Origin of the sequence: Halomonas sp. ND22Bw (assembly GCF_003011945.1) — a bacterium.
Classification (GTDB): Bacteria; Pseudomonadota; Gammaproteobacteria; order Pseudomonadales; family Halomonadaceae; genus Halomonas; species Halomonas halophila.
In genome coordinates this window covers 26,428-47,594 of sequence record NZ_PXWD01000018.1, presented here as the reverse complement: position 1 = coordinate 47,594, position 21,167 = coordinate 26,428, and the positions used below count along the sequence as shown (strand labels likewise).

General features: G+C 68.7%; 22 protein-coding genes. 6 read left to right on the top strand and 16 right to left on the bottom strand.

The genetic code is table 11. The features are described from left to right. The 3 genes from CVH10_RS16235 to CVH10_RS16225 all read right to left on the bottom strand — a co-directional run. Positions 1-503: TRAP transporter small permease subunit (locus tag CVH10_RS16235; protein WP_106489252.1), on the bottom strand; the 503-nt coding region annotated here is incomplete at its 3' end. Between the two features lie 82 nt (positions 504-585). Continuing rightward, complete coding sequence (locus CVH10_RS16230; protein WP_035595900.1) at positions 586-1,605, bottom strand: TRAP transporter substrate-binding protein; 1,020 nt, start codon at positions 1,603-1,605, stop codon at positions 586-588. Then, positions 1,602-2,405 (bottom strand): FadR/GntR family transcriptional regulator, encoded by an 804-nt coding sequence (locus tag CVH10_RS16225; RefSeq protein WP_035595947.1) that lies wholly within the window; start codon positions 2,403-2,405, stop codon positions 1,602-1,604. The genes CVH10_RS16230 and CVH10_RS16225 overlap by 4 nt, the downstream gene beginning before the upstream one ends. 197 nt (positions 2,406-2,602) lie before the next feature. On the opposite strand from CVH10_RS16225, the gene CVH10_RS16220 reads away from it, so the two are divergent. Next, positions 2,603-3,508 carry a complex I NDUFA9 subunit family protein gene (locus tag CVH10_RS16220; RefSeq protein ID WP_106489251.1) on the top strand — a complete coding sequence of 302 codons (906 nt, stop codon included), beginning with the start codon at positions 2,603-2,605 and terminating at the stop codon, positions 3,506-3,508. A gap of 40 nt (positions 3,509-3,548) precedes the next feature. Here CVH10_RS16220 and CVH10_RS16215 read toward each other — a convergent pair whose 3' ends face one another. Then, a complete protein-coding gene (locus CVH10_RS16215; protein WP_035595904.1) occupies positions 3,549-3,887 on the bottom strand; it encodes a zinc ribbon domain-containing protein YjdM in 339 nt (112 codons plus the stop codon). A 131-nt stretch (positions 3,888-4,018) separates the two neighbouring features. Here CVH10_RS16215 and CVH10_RS16210 point away from each other — a divergent pair, with 131 nt between their 5' ends. After that, the gene (locus CVH10_RS16210; RefSeq protein ID WP_035595906.1) at positions 4,019-4,222 is read left to right on the top strand and encodes a putative motility protein; all 204 of its coding nucleotides are present in this window, start codon (positions 4,019-4,021) and stop codon (positions 4,220-4,222) included. 7 nt (positions 4,223-4,229) lie between these two features. Here CVH10_RS16210 and CVH10_RS16205 read toward each other — a convergent pair whose 3' ends face one another. Next, complete coding sequence (locus CVH10_RS16205; RefSeq protein WP_369335832.1) at positions 4,230-4,562, bottom strand: antibiotic biosynthesis monooxygenase; 333 nt, start codon at positions 4,560-4,562, stop codon at positions 4,230-4,232. Then, the gene (locus CVH10_RS16200; protein WP_035595908.1) at positions 4,559-4,996 is read right to left on the bottom strand and encodes a nucleoside deaminase; all 438 of its coding nucleotides are present in this window, start codon (positions 4,994-4,996) and stop codon (positions 4,559-4,561) included. The genes CVH10_RS16205 and CVH10_RS16200 overlap by 4 nt, the downstream gene beginning before the upstream one ends. A 371-nt stretch (positions 4,997-5,367) precedes the next feature. Here CVH10_RS16200 and CVH10_RS16195 point away from each other — a divergent pair, with 371 nt between their 5' ends. The 3 genes from CVH10_RS16195 (at position 5,368) to CVH10_RS16185 (ending at position 10,153) form a co-directional block, all read left to right on the top strand. Next, entirely contained in the window at positions 5,368-6,957 is a 1,590-nt protein-coding gene (locus tag CVH10_RS16195; RefSeq protein WP_219924719.1) for an arylsulfatase, read from the top strand. Positions 6,958-7,092: 135 nt separating this feature from the next. Next, positions 7,093-9,516: a tetratricopeptide repeat protein gene (locus CVH10_RS16190; RefSeq protein WP_219924718.1), complete on the top strand. Its 2,424-nt coding sequence runs from the start codon at positions 7,093-7,095 to the stop codon at positions 9,514-9,516. 55 nt (positions 9,517-9,571) lie between these two features. Next, positions 9,572-10,153, top strand: a complete 582-nt coding sequence (locus CVH10_RS16185; protein ID WP_035595910.1) for an NADPH-dependent FMN reductase — start codon at positions 9,572-9,574, stop codon at positions 10,151-10,153. A gap of 19 nt (positions 10,154-10,172) precedes the next feature. Here the strand turns inward: CVH10_RS16185 and CVH10_RS16180 are convergent, their stop codons facing one another. From CVH10_RS16180 to CVH10_RS16165, 4 genes are all read right to left on the bottom strand, one after another. Further along, a complete protein-coding gene (locus CVH10_RS16180) occupies positions 10,173-10,571 on the bottom strand; it encodes an MAPEG family protein (RefSeq protein WP_035595913.1) in 399 nt (132 codons plus the stop codon). A 21-nt stretch (positions 10,572-10,592) separates the two neighbouring features. Then, positions 10,593-10,958, bottom strand: a complete 366-nt coding sequence (locus CVH10_RS16175; RefSeq protein WP_106489249.1) for a thiol-disulfide oxidoreductase DCC family protein — start codon at positions 10,956-10,958, stop codon at positions 10,593-10,595. A gap of 31 nt (positions 10,959-10,989) precedes the next feature. Continuing rightward, positions 10,990-11,466 (bottom strand): O-methyltransferase, encoded by a 477-nt coding sequence (locus tag CVH10_RS16170; protein ID WP_369335831.1) that lies wholly within the window; start codon positions 11,464-11,466, stop codon positions 10,990-10,992. A gap of 186 nt (positions 11,467-11,652) precedes the next feature. After that, positions 11,653-12,228, bottom strand: coding sequence for a RimK/LysX family protein (locus tag CVH10_RS16165; protein WP_106489247.1), 576 nt, complete (start codon positions 12,226-12,228; stop codon positions 11,653-11,655). A gap of 377 nt (positions 12,229-12,605) precedes the next feature. Between CVH10_RS16165 and CVH10_RS16160 the strand changes: the two genes are divergently transcribed. After that, the gene (locus CVH10_RS16160; RefSeq protein ID WP_106489246.1) at positions 12,606-13,544 is read left to right on the top strand and encodes a zinc metalloprotease HtpX; all 939 of its coding nucleotides are present in this window, start codon (positions 12,606-12,608) and stop codon (positions 13,542-13,544) included. 30 nt (positions 13,545-13,574) lie between these two features. On the opposite strand, the gene CVH10_RS16155 is transcribed toward CVH10_RS16160, so the two are convergent. The 6 genes from CVH10_RS16155 to CVH10_RS16130 form a co-directional block, all read right to left on the bottom strand. Then, the gene (locus CVH10_RS16155; protein ID WP_106489245.1) at positions 13,575-14,201 is read right to left on the bottom strand and encodes a cell division protein ZipA C-terminal FtsZ-binding domain-containing protein; all 627 of its coding nucleotides are present in this window, start codon (positions 14,199-14,201) and stop codon (positions 13,575-13,577) included. A 240-nt stretch (positions 14,202-14,441) separates the two neighbouring features. Continuing rightward, positions 14,442-15,359, bottom strand: coding sequence for a ribose-phosphate diphosphokinase (locus tag CVH10_RS16150; protein ID WP_106489244.1), 918 nt, complete (start codon positions 15,357-15,359; stop codon positions 14,442-14,444). Between the two features lie 19 nt (positions 15,360-15,378). Next, complete coding sequence (locus tag CVH10_RS16145) at positions 15,379-16,962, bottom strand: thymidine phosphorylase family protein (protein ID WP_106489243.1); 1,584 nt, start codon at positions 16,960-16,962, stop codon at positions 15,379-15,381. A gap of 198 nt (positions 16,963-17,160) precedes the next feature. Then, positions 17,161-18,651 (bottom strand): CoA-acylating methylmalonate-semialdehyde dehydrogenase, encoded by a 1,491-nt coding sequence (locus CVH10_RS16140; RefSeq protein ID WP_106489242.1) that lies wholly within the window; start codon positions 18,649-18,651, stop codon positions 17,161-17,163. Positions 18,652-18,868: 217 nt separating this feature from the next. Continuing rightward, positions 18,869-20,152 carry a Xaa-Pro peptidase family protein gene (locus CVH10_RS16135; RefSeq protein ID WP_106489241.1) on the bottom strand — a complete coding sequence of 428 codons (1,284 nt, stop codon included), beginning with the start codon at positions 20,150-20,152 and terminating at the stop codon, positions 18,869-18,871. A gap of 89 nt (positions 20,153-20,241) precedes the next feature. Next, positions 20,242-21,126 (bottom strand): hypothetical protein, encoded by an 885-nt coding sequence (locus tag CVH10_RS16130; protein WP_106489240.1) that lies wholly within the window; start codon positions 21,124-21,126, stop codon positions 20,242-20,244. Positions 21,127-21,167 lie beyond the last annotated feature (41 nt).

Here is a 21,167-nt window from a genome sequence, read left to right as displayed (position 1 = left end):
AGCGCCAGCAGGATCACGCCCTTCACCAGCGCCGGGAACGGCGGGTTCCAGGAGGTGCCGGAACGCTCCAGCTGCCATTCGCCCAGCGGGTTGTGGGAGGCGCCCCAGAACATCACGAAGGCGGCGTAGCTCATGGCCAGGCAGAAGCCGAAGGTCACCAGGTCGTTGAAGCGATCGAGCCACAGCCTGAGGCGCGGCCCGGCGCTGTCGTAGATCACCCGCACGCGAATGTGGCGGTTGCAGGCCAGCGTCGCCGGCCCGCCCAGGGCGAAGCTCACCGCCACCAGCATCACCACGCTCTCGTGGACCCAGGAGGTGGGGGAGCCGAAGCCGTAGCGCATGATGACCTCGTAGACGCTGATCGCCATGGCGATCAGCACCAGCCAGGCGGCTACTCGGCCGCCCCCCATGATGGCGCGGTCGAAGGCGTTGCGAGCCGGATCGGGCGGGCTCGCCTCGGCGGCGGCCGGGTCGCCCTCCGGACGACGAGACGCTTGAGTCATGGAACTTCCTCGATACAGGAGCGGGCCACACAGGGTGGCCCGCCGTCAGGATGGCCGGCGCCGCCCGGCGCCGGCGGGTGGATTACAGCAGGTTGTGGTTTTCCAGGTAGCCGACCACGGAGTCGTAGAACTCGGCGGTGATCTCGTTCTTCTCGGCCCAGCTGGCCCACTCTTCCTTGGCGATGTTGCGGAACTTGACGCGTTCCTCGGCCGGCAGGTCGATGATCTCGATGTCCGGGTTCTGGCGCGCCTCGCGCACGGCCTCGAGGTCGCGGGTCTTGAGCTCGGCGACCATTTCATACGCCAGCTGGTCCACGGAGGTCTCGAGGATCGCCTTCAGGTCGTCCGGCAGGCCATCCCAGATGTCCTTGTTCAGCGAGACCGAGACCATCGGCAGGGAGTGGAAGCCCGGATACAGCGGATACGGCGCGAACTCGTGCAGGCCCTGGGCCTGGTTGGTGGCGAACACCGTGTAGTCGGCGGCGTCGATCACGCCCTTCTCCAGGCCGGTGTAGACCTCGGAGCCCGGCAGGTTGACCGGCGTCGCGCCGGCGGCCTCGAAGATGTTGTAGACCATGCCCTCGGGGGCACGCAGCTTGAGCCCCTGCATGTCCTCGATGGAGCGAATCGGCTTGGTGGACGGCAGCGACTCGAGGCCGGTGGCGGCAGCGCCGATCAGGTGCAGGCCGTAGGGCTCGACGAGCTCGTTGTAGAGCTCTTCGCCACCGGCGTTGTTCATGTAGTCGAGGAAGTCGTAGGGATCGCTCCAGGCGCCAACCAGGTTGCCGATCATGCCGAAGGCCGGGTTCTGGCCGGTGAAGTAGCTCGGGTCGGTCAGGTGGCCCTGGAGGATACCGGACTGCACCGCCTGCAGGGTCTGGTTGGCCTGGACGACCGCGTTCACCGGCAGGATCTCGATGCTGATGCGGCCATCGGACATCTGCTCGACGTTGTCGGCCCAGGCCTTCTTCATCTCGAACTGCGGCTCGCCGGAGGTCTCGGACGTCTGGAAGGTCCACTCGTAGTCGGCGGCCTGGGCGTTGAAGGCCATGGCACCGAGCACGGCGGCGGTCAGAGTCTTGAGAGGCATGCGTGTGATCATGAGGCTTCCTTATCGCTGCTTGTTTTAGAAACGTCAGATGTCGAAACATCGAGGGTGGGAAGGGCCGGCAGCATGGCCTCGAGGCCCAGATCCCGGCCGGTGCGTTCCAGCACCTTGAGGGCCGCCGCAGCGGCCTGCTCCGGCTGACGCAGGCGAATCGCCTCCATCATCCGGCGATGACGTTCCATGCTGTCATGGAGCTCGTCGGCACTATGGTTCGAGCGCTCTACCAGCAGCGCGATGGCCGGCTTCAGCACATGGCTGATCTGGGCCCAGACCAGGTTGTGCGACGCCGCGAAGATGGCCTCGTGAAAGGCCACGTCGTAGTCGTCGTGGGAGATGCCCTGCCAGTGCAGATCGTCATGTTCCAGCGCGCGGATCATGCCCTCGTAGGCGGACTCGATGGCCAGCAGGTCGGCGGCGGTGGCGTGCTCCGCGGCCAGCCGGGCGACAAAGGGCTCCACGGCGACCCGGAAGGCGAAGATCTCGCGCTGGATGCGCGGATTGGGCTGGGCGAAACGCGCCATCCAGCCGCTCACCCGGGGATCGAGGAGATGCCACTCGGTCAGCGCCCGCACCCGGGTGCCCTGGCCGGAGATGCGCGTCAGCAGGCCCGCCGTGACCAGCGTCTGCAGGGCGCTGCGCACGGTGCTGCGACTGACGCCGAAGCGCTCGCAGAGATCCAGCTCCTTGGGCACGAAGTCGCCCGGGCCGTAATGGCCGCTGAAGATGTCCTCGGCGAGCACATCGGCGATGTCGGGGCGCGCGGCGCGGCGCGTGGAGTCGGCGGCGTGGGACATGTTCGGCATTCCACTGTTCCGGAGCCCTGTCGGACTCCATTCTCGTTATGTCGGACATAGGCTCGGATAAAATCGGACTCGACGCCTTTAGACTTTGGTCTTCTTTCTCTGCCGCAGCGCATCGCGCCCGACGCTTGCGACCCCGCGGACGTCAGGCACAATGCCTCCATGAACCCTGAGCAGCGGCAAGGAACGATATGACGCGACCGATCGTCGTCTTCGGCGGCAGCGGCTTTCTCGGCGACGCCCTGGTGCGCGAACTGGTGGAGGCCGGGCGGCCGGTGCGTCTGGTGGCTCGCCATCCGGCCTGGCCGGACTGGGCCGAGAGCGGCGATCCGCTGGAGCCGGTCACAGCGGACATACGCCGCGAGGACGAGGTGGCCGCGGCGCTGGACGGGGCGGCGGCGGTGGTCAACGCGGTGAGCCTCTACGTGGAGACCCGCGAGCTCGGCTTCGAGGCGATTCATGTGGAAGGAGCCGGCCGACTGGCGCGGCTGACGAGGGGGGCCGGCATCGACCGGCTGGTGCAGCTCTCGGGCATCGGCGCCGAGGCGACCTCGCCCTCGCCCTATGTGCGCGCCCGGGCACGGGGCGAGGCTGCAGTGCTGGCGGCCATGCCCAAGGCGATCATCGTGCGACCGAGCGTGCTGTTCGGGCCGAATGACGCCTTTCTCGTCGGACTGGCGCGGCTCGTCCGGCTGCCGGCGATCCCGCTGTTCGGACGCGGCGAGACCCGCCTGCAGCCGGTCCACGTGGTCGACGTGGCGCGCGCCCTCGCCCGCCTGACCGGCCCCGAGGCGCCGGTCCGGCGACTGTTCGAGCTCGGCGGCGGCGACGTGCTGCGCTATCGGGAGATCGTCGAGCAGGTGATGGCCCGACTCGGCCGTGATCGTCCGCTGGTGCCGGTTCCCTTCTGGCTGTGGCGGGCCCTGGCCGGCGGGCTCTCGCGGCTGCCGAATCCGCCGCTGACCCGCGACCAGATCATCCTCATGCAGCGCGACAACGTGGTCGCCGACGGTGTCGGCACCTTCGACGACCTGGGACTCCGGCCGCGCTCGCTGCGCGAGGGCCTGCCGGACAGCCTGGCGTCGCCTGCCCGCTGAGCCCCGCTCGACGAGCCCGCCGCACGGCGGCGGGCGAGGCTCAAGCCTTCTTGACGAACGCCGACTTCAGCTTCATCGGGCCGATGCCGTCGATCTTGCAGTCGATGTCGTGATCGCCATCGACCAGGCGAATGCCCTTCACCTTGGTGCCCACCTTCACCACCGAGGACGAGCCCTTGACCTTGAGGTCCTTGATCACGGTGACGGTGTCGCCGTCGGCCAGCGCGTTGCCGTTGGCATCGCGGATCACCGGGGCGTCGTCTTCCACCTCCGGGGCCGCATCGGTCCACTCATGGGCACACTCGGGGCACACGTACTGCAGGCCGTCGTGATAGGTGAACTCGGAGGCGCACTGGGGGCACTGGGGCATGTCGCTCATGAAAAAGACCTCAGGGGAATTCGGAGAGCGCGCAAGCCTACACCGTTGGCCACTCGAACTCCATGTCGCCGTTGCACCCGGTCAGGATCCTGCTAGGGTGAGACCGACATTCTCTTATGCAGGAGACAGCGATGGACACATCCGTCAACAACGTCGTCGCCCAGTCGCAGATGCTGGCGCACTATCAGACGGCCCAGCAGGCCCAGATGCAGGTGTTCAAGGAAGCCCTCGACACCCAGCAGCAGCAGGTCACCTCACTGCTGGAATCCGCCGCCGCCCAGCCCCAGCTGGCCCGGGACGGCAGCCTCGGCACCCAGGTCAACACCTACGCCTGATCCGCGGCTAGAGGCCGTACTCGCGCTCCACCCGCGCCACGCGTACCCGGTAGCGCGAGTACCAGACCTCCCGCCCCAGCCGCTGCGCCTCGCGGTGTTCCACCTGTGCCTTCCAGCCTCGAATCGCCTCCGGGTCCGACCAGTAGGACACGGTGATGCCCACGTCCTCCCGGGCCGACTCCACGCCCAGGAACCCCGGCTGTCCGGCGGCCAGCGCCAGCATGCGCTCGGCCATGGCGGCATAGCCCTCGTCATGCTCGTGGCGCAGCGAGGTGAAGATCACGGCGTAGTAAGGTGACTGGGGCGTCTCGGCCAGCATGCCGGCCTCCATGTCACTCATTCGCCGATGTCCTCATGCCAGAGCGCGGGCTTCTCGGCGATGAAGGCCTCCATCAGGGCGATGCAGTCCGGATCCTGCAGCACCTCGACCTCGACGCCCCGCTCCCGCAGCAGCGCCTCCTCGCCGAGGAAGGTGCGATTCTCGCCGATCACCACCCGCGGGATGCCGTAGAGCAGGATCGCCCCGGTGCACATCGCGCAGGGTGACAGCGTGGTGAAGAGGGTCGACTCGCGATAGATATCGGCCGACTGCCGCCCGGCGTTCTCCAGGGCGTCCATCTCGCCGTGCAGCACGGTGCTGCCGAGCTGCACGCGCTGGTTGTGGCCGGTGCCGAGGATCACCCCGCGATGCACCAGTGCCGACCCGATCGGGATGCCGCCTTCGTCACGGCTGTTCCGCGCGGCCTCCAGCGCCGCCCTCATGAAATGCTCCATGGCTGATGCTCCCTGTCACGATGCCCGGAACGGCCAAGCGCCGGCCGGTGACGACAGCCTATCCCCTCTCCCGGCGGTTCGACCAGCGCCGCCTCGCTGGCCGTGCTCACGCGTCCGGGCGACACGCCCCCTTCACCACCGAGCCAGTGCGAGCAGGAACGAGGAAAGCGCCATCCATCAATGTGTTGACATTATGCATCCATGAAAAACTGACGCCGATCATCCGCCTTGCGGGGGCCCCATATTCAACTAGCTTTACCCTGGTGGCCGACGCATTCGCAAGGAACGATGCCCGAGCCGCAGGGGGACAATGTCACAAGGGAAGACCACAAGGGGTGGGAGGACACATGAAGCATACGACGTCAGGGATAGTGGCAGCGGGACTCGCGATCTCCATGGCCGGCACGGTCTCGGCACAGGAAGACGCTTCCCAGGAGTCACAGGGCAGCGAGGGCCCTCCGAATATCCTGGTGATCTGGGGCGACGACATCGGCTGGAGCAACCTCTCGGCCTACGAGCACTCGGTGATGGGCTACTCGACCCCTAACATCGACCGGATCGCCGATGAAGGCGCCCTGTTCACGGACCACTATGCCCAGCCGTCCTGCACCGCAGGGCGCGCCGCCTTCCTCACCGGGCAGTATCCGATCCGCTCGGGCATGACCACGGTGGGTCAGCCCGGCTCCGCCCTGGGGCTCCAGGCAGAATCGCCGAGCCTCGCCGAGGTGCTGAAGGCGGAAGGCTATCGTACCGGCCAGTTCGGCAAGAACCACCTGGGCGATCGCAATGAGCATCTGCCCACGGTACATGGCTTCGACGAGTTCTTCGGCAATCTCTACCACCTGAACACTCAGGAAGAGGCGGAACAGCGGGACTATCAGCGCTTCGGCGAGGCCTTCTCCGGGTCGCTGGAGGCCTACGAGGAACGGTTCGGTACCCGCGGGGTGCTCCACACCTTCGCCACGGAAGCATTCGATGACACGGAGATGCCGCGCTTCGGCGTGGTCGGCGCCCAGACCATCGAGGACACCGGCCCGCTGACCCGCAAGCGCATGGAGAATTTCGACTCCGACGAGGTGATCCCCCTGGCATTGGACTTCATGGAGGAAGCCAGCAGCGACGGCGATCCCTTCTTCGTGTGGCTGAACACCAGCCGCATGCACCTGTATACCCACCTCGACGAGGAATGGCGCTACGCCGCGGAGGAACACACGTCCGAGGCCGATATCCATGGCTCGGGGATGCTGCAGCACGATCACGACATCGGCACGGTGCTGGACTGGCTGGACGAGCAGGGACTGGCCGATAACACCATCGTCTGGTACTCCACCGACAACGGCCCCGAGCACAGCTCCTGGCCGCACGGTGGTACCACGCCCTTCCGCGGCGAGAAGATGACCACCTACGAGGGCGGCATCCGGGTTCCGTCAATGATCCGCTGGCCCGATCACATCGCCGCCGGCAGCGTGCTGAACGGCATCCAGGGCCACCAGGACATGTTCACCAGCCTGGCGGCCGCAGCCGGCATCGAGGACCCTGCCGAGCGCGTGATGACGGAGAAGGACCAGTACATCGACGGCGTCAACAACCTGCCCTACTGGATGGGCGAACGCGACCAGTCCGCGCGTGACCATATCTTCCACTACTACGAGAACAAGCTTACCGCGGTGCGCATGGGCCCCTGGAAGTTCCACTTCTCCACCAAGGAGCACTATTACGACAACCTGGTGCCTCGGACCATGCCGTTGATCTTCAACATCCGCATGGATCCCTACGAGAGCTACGACTCGCCGGACAGCTACGGCCACCTGACGCAGAAGGTCTCCTGGCTGTTCCAGCCCATGTCGGTGCTGATGCAGGAACACCTGGCCTCGCTGGCCGAGTATCCCCCGGTGCAGGGTGGCGCTTCCTTCGACATGTCCAATGTGGTCGATGAGTTCTTGAACAAGGCCATCCAGTAATCCAGGCCCGCTTGCCGCCATGGCCACCCTCGGGTGGCCATGGCGGTGTCGCGTCTGGACGTCACGCTGCCGACACGACAGGATGATCACAGTGGCTGGCCACCGGGGCGCCACGACACAGGGAATGTCATCGCATTGAATACCCAGGCCTCATCCCGTACCGCTCTCTTCGTCCATCGCTGCCTGCGCCCGAGCGCCGCGGCGGCCCTTCTGCTGACCGGCCTGCTGACCCTGTTGATGGCAGGCGCCGCCCAGGCCACCTCGCCGCGACTGGCCAGCGAGGGCGACGGCTACGCGCCGGAAGGCAGCTGCGCCGGCTGTCATCAGGCCGAACATGACGCCTGGAAGGATTCCGACCACGGCTGGGCCATGCGCCCCGCCACGCCGGACAACGTGCTCGGCGACTTCGCCGACGCCCGCTTCACCGATAGCGGGGAGGAAGGCGAGGTCTCGGCCCGGTTCCACCGCGAGGACGAGCGCTTCCTGGTCACCCTCAAGGGCCCCGGCGAGCCCGAGGCCACCCACGAGATCGCCTACACCTTCGGCTATTTCCCCCTCCAGCAGTACCTGATCGCGATGCCGGGCGGCCGGCTGCAGAGCCTGACCATCGCCTGGGACTCTCGTTCGGCGGCGGAAGGGGGCCAGCGCTGGTTTTCGCTCTATCCCGGCCAGACCTTCACCCCGGACGATCCCCTGCACTGGCAGGGCCGCTACCAGAACTGGAACGCCATGTGCGCCGACTGCCACTCCACCAACCTGCAGAAGGGCTATGACCCGGTGGAGGACGTCTTCGACACCACCTGGCACGAGCAGAGCGTCGGCTGCCAGAGCTGCCACGGCCCGAGCCAGGCGCACCTCGACTGGGCCCAGGACGTGCCCTGGGCACAGGACGACGCATCGGCGGCCGCCCCGAGCGCCGAACCGAGCGCCGCCTCCAGCGACACGCCGGGCACGTCGAACAGCGCCGAGGACATCGGCCTGGGCGTGGACCTCGCCGACATGTCCGGCCAGGAGATGGTCGGCCAGTGCGCCCGCTGCCACAGCCGGCGCACGACTCTGGGGGCAGGCCCGGCCCACGGCGAGCCGCTGCTCGACAGCGCGTTGCCCAGCCTGCTGACGGAGGGGCTCTATCATGCCGACGGCCAGATCCAGGGCGAGGTCTACGTCTACGGCTCCTTCGCCCAGAGCAAGATGTACCAGGCGGGCGTGACCTGCACCGACTGCCACGACCCGCACACCAACCGCGTGCGGGTCGAAGGCAACGGACTCTGCACCCAGTGCCACAACACTGCTCAATCGCCCCGCTTCCCGGCGCTCGAACCCGGCGACTACGACAGCGTCGAACACCACCATCACACGCCCGGCAGCGAAGGCGCCCAGTGCGTGAACTGCCACATGCCGGAGACCACCTACATGGTGGTGGACCCACGCCGCGATCACTCCTTCCGCGTGCCCCGCCCGGACCTGAACGAGGCCACGGGCAGTCCGGACGCCTGCACCCGCTGCCACGACGGCATGTCTCCCGACCGCGCCGCCGGCAGCATCAAGGAGTGGTTCGGCGACCTGGCCCGCGCCGAGCAAGGCGGGACTCACTACGGCGAGGTCTTGGCCGCCGCGCGTCAGGGTCAGGACGGCGTCCTTCGCCCCCTGCAGCGGCTGGTCGCGGACGACGACACGCCGGATATCGTGCGCGCCACGGCCATCGACGCCCTGGCCGAGCTCGGTCCGCCGGCGCTGCCCACCCTCGAGGCCGCGCTGGAGGACGCCAGCGGCCTGGTGCGCGCGGCCGCCGCCCCCGCCTTCGCCAGCGCCCCGGACGCACTCCGGGTGGAACGCCTGCTGCCACTGCTGGACGATCCGCGGCGGGCGGTCCGGGACGAAGCCGTCCGGGCCCTGGCCGGCATCTCGCTGGCGGCACTGCCCGAGGATCGGCGCGAGGCCTACCGCGCCGCCCGCGAGGACACCGAACGCCGCCTGCGCGCCAATGCGGACCTGCCGGGCAACCGCCTGAGCCTGGCGGTGCTGCTCGAGCGCAGCGGAGAGCGCGACGACGCCATCGACCAGTACCGCGCGGCCCTGGCGATGGATCCCTACTTCCTGCCGGCTCGGGTCAACCTGGTCACGCTCCACTCGCGCGGCGGCGACACGGCGGCATCACGCCGGCTGCTGGAGGACGGGCTGGCCCTCGACGACATGCCCCTCACCGACCGCGGCCACCTGGCCTACCTGCTGGCCCTGTCGCTGGCGGAGACGCAGCAGTTCGACGAGGCCCTGGAGTGGCTGTCGAAGGCCGCCGAGTGGCGCCCCGGGCACGTGCGAACCCACTACAACCGCGCCCTGATCCTCGATCGCCTGGGCCACAAGCCCCAGGCCCTGGCGGCGCTGGAACAGGGCCTGCGACTGGCACCGGACTCGCCGGACCTGCTCTACGCCGCCGTCTACCTGAACGCCGCGGCGGGGCGGATTCCCCAGGCGCTGTCGGCCCTGGAGCGGCTGCGTCGCCAGCGCCCGAACGACCCGCGCCTGCAGCAGCTCGAACGTCAGCTGCGCGCCCGTTGACGAGGCGGCCGGCGACGCCGCCTATCTTGAGACATGCCCACAGAAGGAGTCTTCCATGAGTCAGTCCCCCCGCATCCTGGTCTTCGCCGGCAGCGCCCGCCGGGGCTCGTTCAACAAGCGCCTGGCCAAGCTGGCCGCCGAACGCATCGAGGCCCACGGCGGCCGGCCGACCCTCATCGACCTGGCCGACTACCCGATGCCGCTCTACGACGGTGACCTGGAAGAGACCAGCGGCCTGCCCGAGTCGGCGCTGGCCCTGCGCGAGCAGCTCGCCGAGCACCAGGGCCTGCTGATCGCCTCGCCGGAATACAACGGCTTCATCACGCCGCTGCTCAAGAACACCATCGACTGGCTGACCCGCCCCCATCAGGGCGACAGCGGCCTGGCGCTGTTCCAGGGTCGGCTGGCGGCCGTGGTGGCCGCCTCACCGGGCGGGCTCGGCGGACTGCGCGGCCTGGCATTGATCCGCCAGCTGCTCGGCAACATCGGCGTCACGGTACTGCCGGACCAGCTCGCCGTGGCCGGTGCCGGCGATGCCTTCGACGAAGAGGGACGGCTGGTCCAGGAAGGCCAGCGCAAGAGCCTCGACGGCATCTGCCGCCGGCTGGTCGAGGATCTGGAGCGCCTGCACGGCTGATCTCGGCGATGCGGCGCCCTCAGCCGGCCCCGCTCAGCGACTGCCAGACGATGGCCAGGCAAGCGGCCATGCCCAAGGCATAAATCCCGGAACGCCACCAGGCGAGGTTGGCCACGTAGCACAGCGGATGCAGCAGCCGGCAGGCCAGGAAGCCCCAGGCCGCAGGCGCCAGCGAGGCGAGGTCCGCCTCGGCGCCCACGGCGATCACGCACACGGCAACGAAGACCGCCAACGATTCCCAGGCATTGGCCTGGGCGGCCTGCAGCCTCGCCCCCACGCCGGTCAGCTCGGACTGCTGGTCGCGGGGATGATGGTTATCCAGGTGGCCGAACTGACGGACGCGACACAGGGCGCCGATCCAGGCCAGCAGGATCGGCAGCAGGGAGACGACGAACAGCACCAGCAGAAGATCAGGCATGAGAATCCCTTGCCGAAGGCGTTAACGCCGCCCCTGACGACGCAGGCGGCGGCGCACCCAGTGGCGATAGGCCACGGCGAGCACCGGCTTGATCGGCGGCAGGCCGATCAGCCACGCCAGCGGGCGCAGCCGCGGCACCCGCCGCATCAGCAGGATGTAGGCGTCGAGACCGTCACACAGCCGGCCGTGCTCGTCCTCGACGTGAAGGGAATGCAGGGCATCATTCGGATCGATGCCGCGTTCGCGCAGCCGCGCCTGGTTGGCGGTGACGTCGACCCATTCCACCGCCGACGCCTCACTGGCTATTCGCTCGTAGCGGCGCCGATCGCGGCGACATTTCGGGCAGACCGCATCGTAGTAGACCCTGAGCGTCGGTTCCTCTGGCATGGCAACCTCATCGTGCGACGCGCGCGGTGGGTCAGGCGGTCGCGGACGCCGGGGTCCGGGTCGCCAGGAACTCGCCCTTGCCCACCGGCACCAGGCTGGTGGTGAAGTCGTCGTCCGCCTCCACCAGATCGATGAACGGCGCCAGCTCGTCGGCGTGGGAGGTGGCGTTGTCCACCACCAGCAGCCCGCCCGGCGCCAGGGTCTCGCGCACCACGGGCCACCAGTCGACGTAGCGCTCGCGGTCGGCATCGAGGAACACCAGGTCCCGCGAGGCCGGGGCCTCGCGGTCGAGCACCCGGCCGGCCTCGGCATGCAGCGATTCGATCACGTCCGCCAGCCCGGCCCGGGCGAAGTGTTCGCCGGCCATGCTCCAGCGTCCGGCGGCCCACTCCACCGTGGTGACCCGGCCGCCGAGCGCCCGGGCCGCCTCGGCCAGCCACAGGGTGGAGTAGCCGTTGGAGGTACCGATCTCGAGGATGCGCCGCGCCCCGGTCGCCCGGACCAGCACGGCGAGAAACTCGCCGGTATCGCGGGTGATGTTGCGCAGTCGCTCGTCCGGCGTCGTGACGCTCCGGTCGTGGTGCTCGCCGAGACTCTCCAGCTCGGCCAGCAGGGCCCGAAGGGCGTGGCGTGTTCCATGGCCATATCCTCTGGCGTGTCGTCTCGTGATCGTCGTGCTCGCGGCTGGCGGCCCTCAGACGCCGATCTTGTCCTCGTATTCCTTGTCGGCATGACGATGCAGCGTCGACTCGTCATCGCAGCTCGGCGACTGCAGGAAGGTCTCGGTGACGTCGAGATGGCCGAGGCTCTGGATGGTGCGGCGTCCCAGCAGCACCGGATAGTTCATGTCGCTGCGGTCCTCGAGGCTGAACTGCTCCTCGAAGCGTTCGTCGCCCATGCAGATCGTCATCAGCACCACCGGGCGGTGATCCCGGCCGCCGGCACCGACCACGGTAAGGTCGCGATAGAGCTGACGCTCGAATTCGTGGCTGACGATCTCGCCGCTCTCCTCGTCCTCGACCTCGACCTCGAAGCGCACCCAGTCCTCGCCGTCGCGCTCGAACTCCTCGATGTTCTCCGCCTGCATGGAGGACGTCAGGGCGCCGCTGTCGAGCTTGGCCTTCACTTCCACACCCCAGCTCGGGTCGATCAGGGTCTTCTCCACCCAGCCGTAGACTTCCGGCGCCTCGGCATCACTGGCCAGGGCGGTGCCGGACAGCAGGCCGACCCCCAGCAGGGGCATCAGGGCTCGCGACAGGGACTTGTGCATGTTCTCTCCTTCGAAGCGGCACGGGGAATGAGGCCGGGTCAGGCCCGGCCTGCTCGAGTGTCCTGTGACAAGCCCGCCGCGTCCAGGGTTCCCGCCCAGTCCGAGCCTCCCCGTCGGCCCGACGCCGTCACCCGGTGATGTCCAGCCGGCGTCGATGTCGCAGGAGCGCTCCACGATACACAGCACGCTGCGCGCGAGAGCTCACACCGATACACCTCGCCGGCAGGCAAGCGACCGCGCTGCCGATCGCATGTTGAAGCCTGGGCGAGCGTTCGCTCACCTCGATGACGCCGGTCAAGGTTTGCGTCGCTTCGGCACTCGCGTCTCGCGGCGTCGGAACTAGCCTTGTAGGAAAGGGGCAGCGATGGGGAAACGGCATGGTGCTGGAACACGAACTCGGCCGGCATCGACTGTTCAACGGGCTTCAGACGATGCTGATCCTGGGCGGGCTGACGCTGACGCTGTCGCTGCCCGGCTATCTGCTGGCCGGGATGGGCGGCGTGCTGATGAGCCTGTCGACGGTGGTCGTGGCGGCCCTGCTGGCGAGCTGTATGCCCGCCAGGATGATCCTGGCCCGGGCCGGCGCCGACCCGCTGAGGCCACCTCAGGCACCGGAGCTGCATGCCCTGCTCGAGCGCCTCTATGCGGGTGCCGGCCTGACGATCGCCCCGCGGCTGTATGTCGCCCCCACACCGGCACTCAACGCCTTCGCCGTGGGCGGCGCTCACGACGGTGTCATCGTCGTCACCGACGGGCTGCTGCGCTCGCTGACGCCGCGCGAGTTGGGCGGCGTACTGGCGCACGAGGTCAGCCACCTGCGACGCGGCGATACCCGCGTGATGTCGATCGCCGCGACCATGACGCGCATGACCCTGTGGCTGACCACGGTGGTACAGCTGGGTATCCTGCTCAGCCTGCCGATGCTGCTATCCGGCGAGCGCCCCCTGCCCTGGCTCGCCCTGCTGGCGATCGCCATCGCGCCCACGCTCAGCGTGCTGCTGTCACTGGCCCTGTCGCGCAACCGGGAGTACACCGCCGACCTGGAGGCCGTGGCGCTGACCGGCGACCCGGCGGGGCTGGCCTCGGCACTGGTGGTGCTGGAGCGTCGCCGCGGCCGCTGGCTGTCGGGCCTGCTCGGGCGCCGACCGCCGGAGGAGGCCACCTGGCTGCGCACGCACCCCGCCACCGAGGCGCGCATCCGCCGGCTGGCCGAGTTCGGCGACGGCCCGCACACCTCTCCGTTCGACGAGCACGACGGCGCGCCGCGTCGTCCGACTCCCCGGCACGGCACGCGCCGCTGGCATCGAGGACGGTGACAGGGCGAGCCGAACGGGCAGGGCAAGACCTCAGGGAGCGGCGCGTCGCAGCTGTTCGAACTCCTCGTCGCCGACTTCCTGACGCTCGGCATCGAGGATCTTGCCGCCCAGCGCGGCCACCGAGCGGGTGAAGTCGATCAGCGCATCGGGACTGTGAGCGACCCGCCGCTTGTTGCGGAAATGCACCAGGATGGAGATGCCGTCGACCACCGGATGCTCACCGTCCTCGTGCAGCGGCGGCAGCGCCCCGGGCGGCGTGCTGTTGGCGATCACCATGCGATAGCCGGTGCGCGGCGGATGGACGTTGTAGACCCGCTGCTTCGGGTCGTAGGCCGCCCCGACCTCCTCCAGCTTGCGCCGGAGACGTCGATTGGTATCGAGCCCCGGCCAGTCGAGCACCACGAACAGGCACTGGCGCACCTCAGCGCCCTTGGCGACGCGGAAGCGCTCGGCCACCTGCTCGGGCTCGGGGAGCGTCGGGCCACTGGATGCCGGAGCGGGTTCAGGCGGCGGCTCGGGCTTGGCCGCCGGCGCGGGCGTCGGCTCGCCGGATGTCTCGGCGCGGTCTCGGCGCAGATACCAGAAAACCCCCAGGGCCGAGACGCCCATGGCCAGTGCCACCACGGCCATCAGCATGGCACCGCTCATCATGTCCATCGCCCTCTATCCCCATCGAACCGTCATTTCCCTGAAAGAAACATGCCCACGGCCGCGGCACAACGCTTCCATGCCGGAAGCATCCCCCGGAAATCACGGCATTTTTCGGCTTTGCCAGCGAGGCTTCGTAACGTACTGCTTTGCCAGGAAAAATAAGCGCCACCCCGGCACCTTCGCCGCACGCTGATCGAGTCCCGTCCGCTCATCGGGGCGCCGCCAGCTCATCAAGGGCGCCGCCAGCTAGTACAGAGCACCCAGCACCTTCGCCAGCGCCGGCGCCAGCAGCGGCGCCATGGGAATGGCGTTGCTGGCATGGACGATGCAGTCAGTGCTCCACACCTCCCCCACCCCGGCGGCCTCGATCACCGCCAGGGCATCGTCGGCGAACAGCGCATGGGTCACGGCCAGATCCACCGAGGCCGCGCCGGCGGCCAGCAGCGCCTCGGCGGCCCGGGCCACGGTGTGGCCGGTGCTGGCCACATCGTCCATCAGCACCACGCGACGGCCGCGCAGCGCCATCTCGGGCAGCGCGATGGCCACCTCACGATCGCCGTGGCGGGTCTTGTGGCAGACACCGAAGGCGAATCCCGTGGCGCTGGCGGCCTGCTGCACCCACTGTCGGGATTCCGCATCGGGGCCGATCAGCAGCGCCTCATCGCGCTGCTCGGCGATCAGCTCGCCGAGACGGACGGCGCCCGACAGCGCGACGGCCTGCTCGAGCGGGATCGCCTGGTCCAGGCGGTCGATGCGATGCAGGTGCGGGTCGACGGTGATCACGGCGTCGAACAGCTCGGCCAGGAAGGCGCCGACCAGCGTCTGGCTGACGATCTCGCCGGGATGAAAGGCGATGTCCTGACGCATGTAGGCCAGATAGGGCGCCACAAGCACCAGCCGGCGAACGCCATGCCGGCGGGCGTGGCGAGCGATCAGCAGCAGCTCGACCAGCTTGTCGTTGGGCCGGTCGAGGCTGCGGTAGACCACCAGGGTCTCCGGCATCGACTCGGGGGATTCGACGGTGCCGGCGAAGGGCAGCGTCAGGCGCAGCTCGCGGTCGGGGAAGCGGTGCTCCACCACGGCCCGGGCCTCGAGGCCGGCGGCCTCGGCCAGCCGCCGGGCCGGCCCGGCCTCGTCGTCTAGGTAGAGCTGCATGATGCTCATGGGCGTGTCATCCCTCCCGCTACCCTTCCACGTTGAGCCGCACGATGCCGTCGGGCGAGCCGATGGCGACGCCACGATCGCGCTCACAGGCCTGGCGGGCGAAGGTCAGCTCGTTGGGTGAGGCGGCATAGAGGCGATACAGCGGCTGGCCGGCGCACACCGCGTCGCCGATGCGCACCGCCAGATCGACGCCGGCACCGATCGCCCGCGGCGCCCCGGCCAGCCGGGCGATGCGCGCCAGCTGCAGATTGTCCAGGGCGGTCACGGCACCGTCGCAGTGAGCGGTCACTTCCAGGGTATGCGGCGCCAGCGGCGGATGCTCGGGATCGAAGGCGTGCGCGCCCTGGGCCTGGATGATGGCCCGCATCCTGTTCAGGGCGCGGCCGTCGTCGAGGATGTCGCGGGCCAGCCCGAAGCCGTCGCCGCCGCGCACGTCGGGGTCGAACTCCAGCATCCGCCCGGCCAGGCGCAGCGCCTTCTGGCGCAGGTCCATGGGCGCCTCGGCGTGGTTGGTGAGCACTCGCATCACGTCCCGAGCCTCCAGGGCGGGGCCGATGCCGCGCCCCACCGGCTGGCTGCCATCGGTGATCACCACGTCCAGGGTCAGGCCCAGGCGCCGGGCGACGAACTCGAACAGCTTGCGCAGCCGATGGGCCTCGGGCATGGAGCGCACCTTGGCGTGGGGCCCGATGGGCAGGTCGAGCAGCAGATGGGTCGAGCCGGCGGCGATCTTCTTGGACAGGATCGAGGCCACCATCTGGCCCGGCGAGTCCACCGACAGCGGTCGCTCCACCGAGATCAGCACGTCATCGGCGGGCGACAGCTCGCTGGTGCCGCCCCAGGCCAGGCATCCGCGGTGAGTACGCACCAGCTCACCCAGCTCGTCGAAGGGCATGTCGACCCGCGCCAGCACCTCCATGGTATCGGCGGTGCCGGAGGGCGAGGTGATCGCCCGGGACGAGGTCTTGGGGCACAGCAGGCCGTGGGCGGCGACGATCGGCACCAGCAGCATCGAGGTGCGATTGCCGGGCACGCCGCCGATGCAGTGCTTGTCGACCACCGGCTGCTCGTGCCAGTCCAGCCGCCGCCCTACCCGGCTCATGGCGTCGCTGAGGTAGAACACTTCCTCGCGGTCGAGCTCGCCCAGGTCGCAGGCCACCACGAAGGCGGTGAGCTCGATCTTGGAATAGCGCCGTTCGGCGATGTCGCGGATGATGCCGCGGAAGTCGTCGCGGGTCAGGCGCTCGCCGGCGAGCTTGCGATGCATGGCGGGAATCGAGGCCGGCGGCTCGGCCTGGCGGATGCTGACCGGGCAGCCCTCCGCCGCGTCCAGCGAAGCGAAGGCGTCTTCAGAGAGGCCGAGCTCGCCACAGCCGACGATGGCCGCGTCGTCGACCACGTTGAGCGTGGCCAGGATGCGCCGGCCATCAGCGCGCACCTCCACCTTGGCCAGTGCCTGGAAGCCCTCAGCCCGGTAGCGGTCGCACTCGCGGTGCATGTAGGCCACGTTCTCGCGATAGGTGTCGATGCCGACGCGCTTGAGCGTCAGCGGCGTCAGCGCCTCCTCGCGGGCGGCGGGGTCGATATCTGAGCCGCGCGTCATCGGCGACTCCCGGCGTGGTGCGGCGGTGTCGGTCTCATGACGACAGCCTAGCAGCGCCTCGAACCCTACTCCCATGACGCCGGGCAAGCCGCCGGCAGAACGCGGCGCGTCCGCCCTCGTTTCGGCAACGGGGCGGGCGGGATCGGAGCGGGACGGACCGTTCGTCACGCTCGGTGAGAGACGGTCAGTTCGACACGGTCAGTTCGACGGGAAGTTGAACTGGGCGCTCTCCTGCTGGGAACGCTGCGGCCAGCGCTGGGACACGGCCTTGCGGCGAGTGTAGAAGCGCACCGCGTCGGGGCCGTAGGCGTGCAGGTCACCGAACAGCGATTCCTTCCAGCCGCCGAAGCTGTGGAAGGCCACCGGCACCGGCAGCGGCACGTTGATGCCGACCATGCCGACCTCGATGGCATCACTGAAACGGCGCCCGGCCTCGCCGTCACGGGTGAACACGCAGGTGCCGTTGCCGTACTGGTGGGCGTTGATCAGCGCGATGGCCTCCTCGAAGGTCTCGACGCGCACCACGCACAGCAACGGGCCGAAGATCTCGTCGCGGTAGATGTCCATCGCCGGCGTCACCCTGTCGAACAGGGTCGCGCCCAGGAAGTAGCCCTTTGATCCCTCGACCAGCGGATGCTCGCGGCCGTCGACCACCAGCTCGGCGCCGGCCTGCTCGCCACGCTCGATATAGCCGGCGACCTTGTCGCGATGGCCGGCATTGACCAGCGCGCCCATGTCCAGCCCCTTCTCGGTGCCGGGGCCGATCTTCAGGGTGCGGGCCTGGTCGGCGAGCTTGCCGACCAGGGCATCGGCGGTCTCGTCGCCCACGCAGACCGCCACCGAGATCGCCATGCAGCGCTCGCCGGCGCTGCCGAAGGCCGCCCCGATCAGGGTGCTGGCGGCGTTGCCCAGGTCGGCGTCGGGCAGCACGATGGCGTGGTTCTTGGCCCCGCCCAGGGCCTGCACGCGCTTGCCGTTCTCGGCGCCGCGACGATAGATGCTCTTGGCCACCGGCGTGGAGCCGACGAACGACAGCGCCTTCACGTCCGGCGCGTCGATCAGCGCCTCCACGGCCTCGCGGTCGCCGTGGACCACGCTGAAGAGGCCCCGCGGCAGCCCGGCCTCGTCGAGCAGCTCAGCCATCTTGATCGCGGTCGAGGGCACCTGCTCGGACGGCTTGAGGATGAAGGCGTTGCCGCAGGCGATGGCCATCGGGTACATCCACAGCGGCACCATGGCCGGGAAGTTGAACGGCGTGATGCCGGCCACGATGCCCAGCGGCTGGTGATTGGACCAGGTATCGATGCCCGGCCCGGCGTTGTGGGAGTACTCGCCCTTGAGCAGCTCCGGCACGCCGCAGGCATACTCGACGTTCTCGATCCCGCGCTTGAGCTCGCCCATGGCGTCCTCGAGCACCTTTCCGTGCTCCTCGGCGACCAGCCGGCAGATCTCGTCAGCGTCGCGCTCGAGCAGCGTCTTGAAGCGGTACATCACCTGGGCGCGCTTGGCCGGCGGCAGATCGCGCCAGGCCGGCTGGGCCTCGCGAGCGGCCTCGATGGCGCGCTCCACGGTGGCGGTATCGCCCAGCGTCACGCGGCGCACGGCCTCGCCGGTGGCGGGGTTGAAGACGTCGAGCGTACGGTCGCCGGCCGGGCGCTCGCCGGCGATCCAGTGGTTCACATCGGTCATGGGGGCTCTCTTCATTGTTTGGGCAGACCAGAAGCCACGCTCCTTTCTGGAGCGACCTTCTCAATTGACTGGCAAAAGCGATGAGCTTTTCCGGGCCCAAGCCCCGCGAGGGCGCTGTAAACCCTTCCCTGGGCGCTACTTTTGCCATCCATGGCAAAAGACCCTCGCTTGGTCTTGTCCCCGGCGCTCATCTAGCTAATCGTCAGTCGGGCAGTACTCACACTTCCCGGTCGAGCAGGGCCTCGTCGAACGGATAGCGCGACAGCTTCTCGATGCCGGTGTCGGTGACCAGCACCTCCTCCTCCAGCTTGACGCCGTCGGCGGCGCCGACCTCGCCGATGTAGCTCTCCACCGAGACGACCATGCCGGGCTCCAGGATGCCGTCCTTGGAGAAGCGGTCGAAGTCCATGTGGTGGGCGACCAGCGGCGTCTCGCCGTGCATGCCCACGCCGTGGATGACCGAGGGATAGCGGCGGTCGAGGAAGCGCTCGGGAATCTTCCACGCCTGCTCGGCGATCTCGCGGTAGCTCATGCCCGGCTTGAGGATGCCCATGTTGTGGTGCACCTGGTCATAGGCCATGCGATAGAGGCTCTTCTGGTAGGCGCTGGGCTTGCCCGGGCCGACGTGGAAGGTACGCGAGAAGTCGGAGTAGTAGCCGTGGCAGCCGATGGTATCGGTGTCCAGCGCCACCAGCTCGCCGGGGCGGATCACCCGGTCGCTGGCCTCGTTGAACCAGGGGTTGGTGCGCGGCCCGGAGGACAGCAGCCGGGTCTCGATGAACTCGCCGCCCTGGCGGATGACGTCGCCATACATGATGGCGAACAGCTCGTTCTCGGTGACGCCGGGCTTGATGGCGGCCTCGACCTCGGCCACCGCGGCCTCGCTGCCGGCCATGGACTGGGCCAGGCAGGCGATCTCCTCGCGGGTCTTGATGCGACGGCAGTGCAGGGTGTCCTGCATGCAGTCGAAGACCTCCAGGCCCTGGGCCTCCAGCGAGCGCGCCAGGTTCAGGGCGCAGCGATCCAGGCCGATCTTCCTGTTGCCGCGGCCGTGCGCCTCGATCAGCTCGGCGATCTCGACGCCGAAGGGATCGGAGGACAGGTTGTCGCGCTGGTTGACCGCCGACCACACCACCTTGGAGGTGCGCGACTCGTCGATGGTCTCCAGCCAGGTGGAGACGTGGGCGCTGCCCGGGTACTCGAAGAGGATCACCGGGCCGTCGAGCGGCACGTAAATGTAGCGAGTGGAGTTGCGCAGGAAGTAGCCGAACATGTTCCGCGAGCCGGTGGCATAGCGCTGGTTGTACGGGTCGAACAGCACCACGGCGGCATAACCCTGCTCGGCCATCATGGCGCGCAGGCGCGCGAGGCGGCCGGCCCGCAGCTGCTTCGGGTCGAAGGCGGTGGGGATGCTGTCGCCGTTGGCCATGGGGGCCGAGGGAATCACCGGGATCTGGTCCGGTTCGTTGTCGGTCAGCTTCTCGAAATCCACGATGCTCATGTCAGGTCTCTCGGAGAGTCGTTATTGAGTGTCGGTCTGGATGGCGCCTGCCGGACCGGCGCCAGGGGCATGACGATCGGCAGGCGCGATCAGTCGACCAGGGCGTCGCTGCGCTGCATGCCCTCGTCGAGCAGCCGCTCGTGAACCGGCGCCATGCGGCCGAAGATGCGGCGGGCGCGTTCGGGGCGACCGATGAAGCCCGGCTCCTTGGCGTAGGCGAAGATCACCGTGTGGCGCTCCTTGTCGCCCTCGACCGGGGTGACCCGGTGCAGGGAGTAGCGGCCGAAGAAGATCTGCAGATCGCCGGGCTGAAGATCCAGCGACTTGAGCCGCGAGCGGTCGCCGTCGATGACCTCCTCGACCTCGTCGAAGTTCTCGCCCTCGGGGCTGCGGATGCCCGGGGCATACTCGAAGCGGCCGCCGCCGTGGGACTGGCGGGTCATCATGGTGACGATGAACTCGTTGGTGTCGTAGTGCCACGGATGCTGGCAGCCCTCGCGCAGCACGTTGACCACCAGGTCGGCCAGCGGGTCGGCGTACTGGTGGATCTCCTCCATGCCGACCACGGTGGCGATGAAACGCTGGAAATCGGCGTTCTGGTAGACCTGGCGAATGATGGTGTCACCGTCGATGCGGTCGCCGGCGACGAAGCCGTTGGTGCGGTCGCCGAAGCGGTTCAGCGGGTGGCTGGCCGGCTTCGAGGGATCGGCGTCGCTGTTGTAGGGATTGGTCTCGGTCTGGTTGTAGTGCGCCTCGGGCGACAGGCGCTCGGTCTCGCGCTCCAGGCGCTCGAGCGCCTCGTCGGGCACGAAGTGCTTGAGCACCACGCAGCCGTCATCCTCCAGCTGGCGGCGGCAGCGATCGATCAGCGCACGTCCGGTGTCGCCGTCGAGATCGTCGAGGGGATAGCGTTGCAGATCGATGAGGCCGTCGAGGGCGGTGGCGGGGGTATCGACCGAGGGTTCCACAGGCATGGTTGTCTCCGCTGTCGTGTGCATGCTGGACAGCCTAGAGA

Excerpts from the sequence above, each read along its gene's own strand:
- CVH10_RS16230 (WP_035595900.1), bottom strand. The coding sequence starts at position 1,605 with ATGATCACACGCATGCCTCTCAAGACTCTGACCGCCGCCGTGCTCGGT.
- CVH10_RS16225 (WP_035595947.1), bottom strand. The coding sequence starts at position 2,405 with ATGTCCCACGCCGCCGACTCCACGCGCCGCGCCGCGCGCCCCGACATC.
- CVH10_RS16220 (WP_106489251.1), top strand. The coding sequence starts at position 2,603 with ATGACGCGACCGATCGTCGTCTTCGGCGGCAGCGGCTTTCTCGGCGAC.
- CVH10_RS16215 (WP_035595904.1), bottom strand. The coding sequence starts at position 3,887 with ATGAGCGACATGCCCCAGTGCCCCCAGTGCGCCTCCGAGTTCACCTAT.
- CVH10_RS16210 (WP_035595906.1), top strand. The coding sequence starts at position 4,019 with ATGGACACATCCGTCAACAACGTCGTCGCCCAGTCGCAGATGCTGGCG.
- CVH10_RS16205 (WP_369335832.1), bottom strand. The coding sequence starts at position 4,562 with ATGAGTGACATGGAGGCCGGCATGCTGGCCGAGACGCCCCAGTCACCT.
- CVH10_RS16200 (WP_035595908.1), bottom strand. The coding sequence starts at position 4,996 with ATGGAGCATTTCATGAGGGCGGCGCTGGAGGCCGCGCGGAACAGCCGT.
- CVH10_RS16185 (WP_035595910.1), top strand. The coding sequence starts at position 9,572 with ATGAGTCAGTCCCCCCGCATCCTGGTCTTCGCCGGCAGCGCCCGCCGG.
- CVH10_RS16180 (WP_035595913.1), bottom strand. The coding sequence starts at position 10,571 with ATGCCTGATCTTCTGCTGGTGCTGTTCGTCGTCTCCCTGCTGCCGATC.
- CVH10_RS16175 (WP_106489249.1), bottom strand. The coding sequence starts at position 10,958 with ATGCCAGAGGAACCGACGCTCAGGGTCTACTACGATGCGGTCTGCCCG.
- CVH10_RS16165 (WP_106489247.1), bottom strand. The coding sequence starts at position 12,228 with ATGCACAAGTCCCTGTCGCGAGCCCTGATGCCCCTGCTGGGGGTCGGC.
- CVH10_RS16160 (WP_106489246.1), top strand. The coding sequence starts at position 12,606 with ATGGTGCTGGAACACGAACTCGGCCGGCATCGACTGTTCAACGGGCTT.
- CVH10_RS16155 (WP_106489245.1), bottom strand. The coding sequence starts at position 14,201 with ATGGACATGATGAGCGGTGCCATGCTGATGGCCGTGGTGGCACTGGCC.
- CVH10_RS16150 (WP_106489244.1), bottom strand. The coding sequence starts at position 15,359 with ATGAGCATCATGCAGCTCTACCTAGACGACGAGGCCGGGCCGGCCCGG.
- CVH10_RS16145 (WP_106489243.1), bottom strand. The coding sequence starts at position 16,962 with ATGACGCGCGGCTCAGATATCGACCCCGCCGCCCGCGAGGAGGCGCTG.
- CVH10_RS16140 (WP_106489242.1), bottom strand. The coding sequence starts at position 18,651 with ATGACCGATGTGAACCACTGGATCGCCGGCGAGCGCCCGGCCGGCGAC.
- CVH10_RS16135 (WP_106489241.1), bottom strand. The coding sequence starts at position 20,152 with ATGAGCATCGTGGATTTCGAGAAGCTGACCGACAACGAACCGGACCAG.
- CVH10_RS16130 (WP_106489240.1), bottom strand. The coding sequence starts at position 21,126 with ATGCCTGTGGAACCCTCGGTCGATACCCCCGCCACCGCCCTCGACGGC.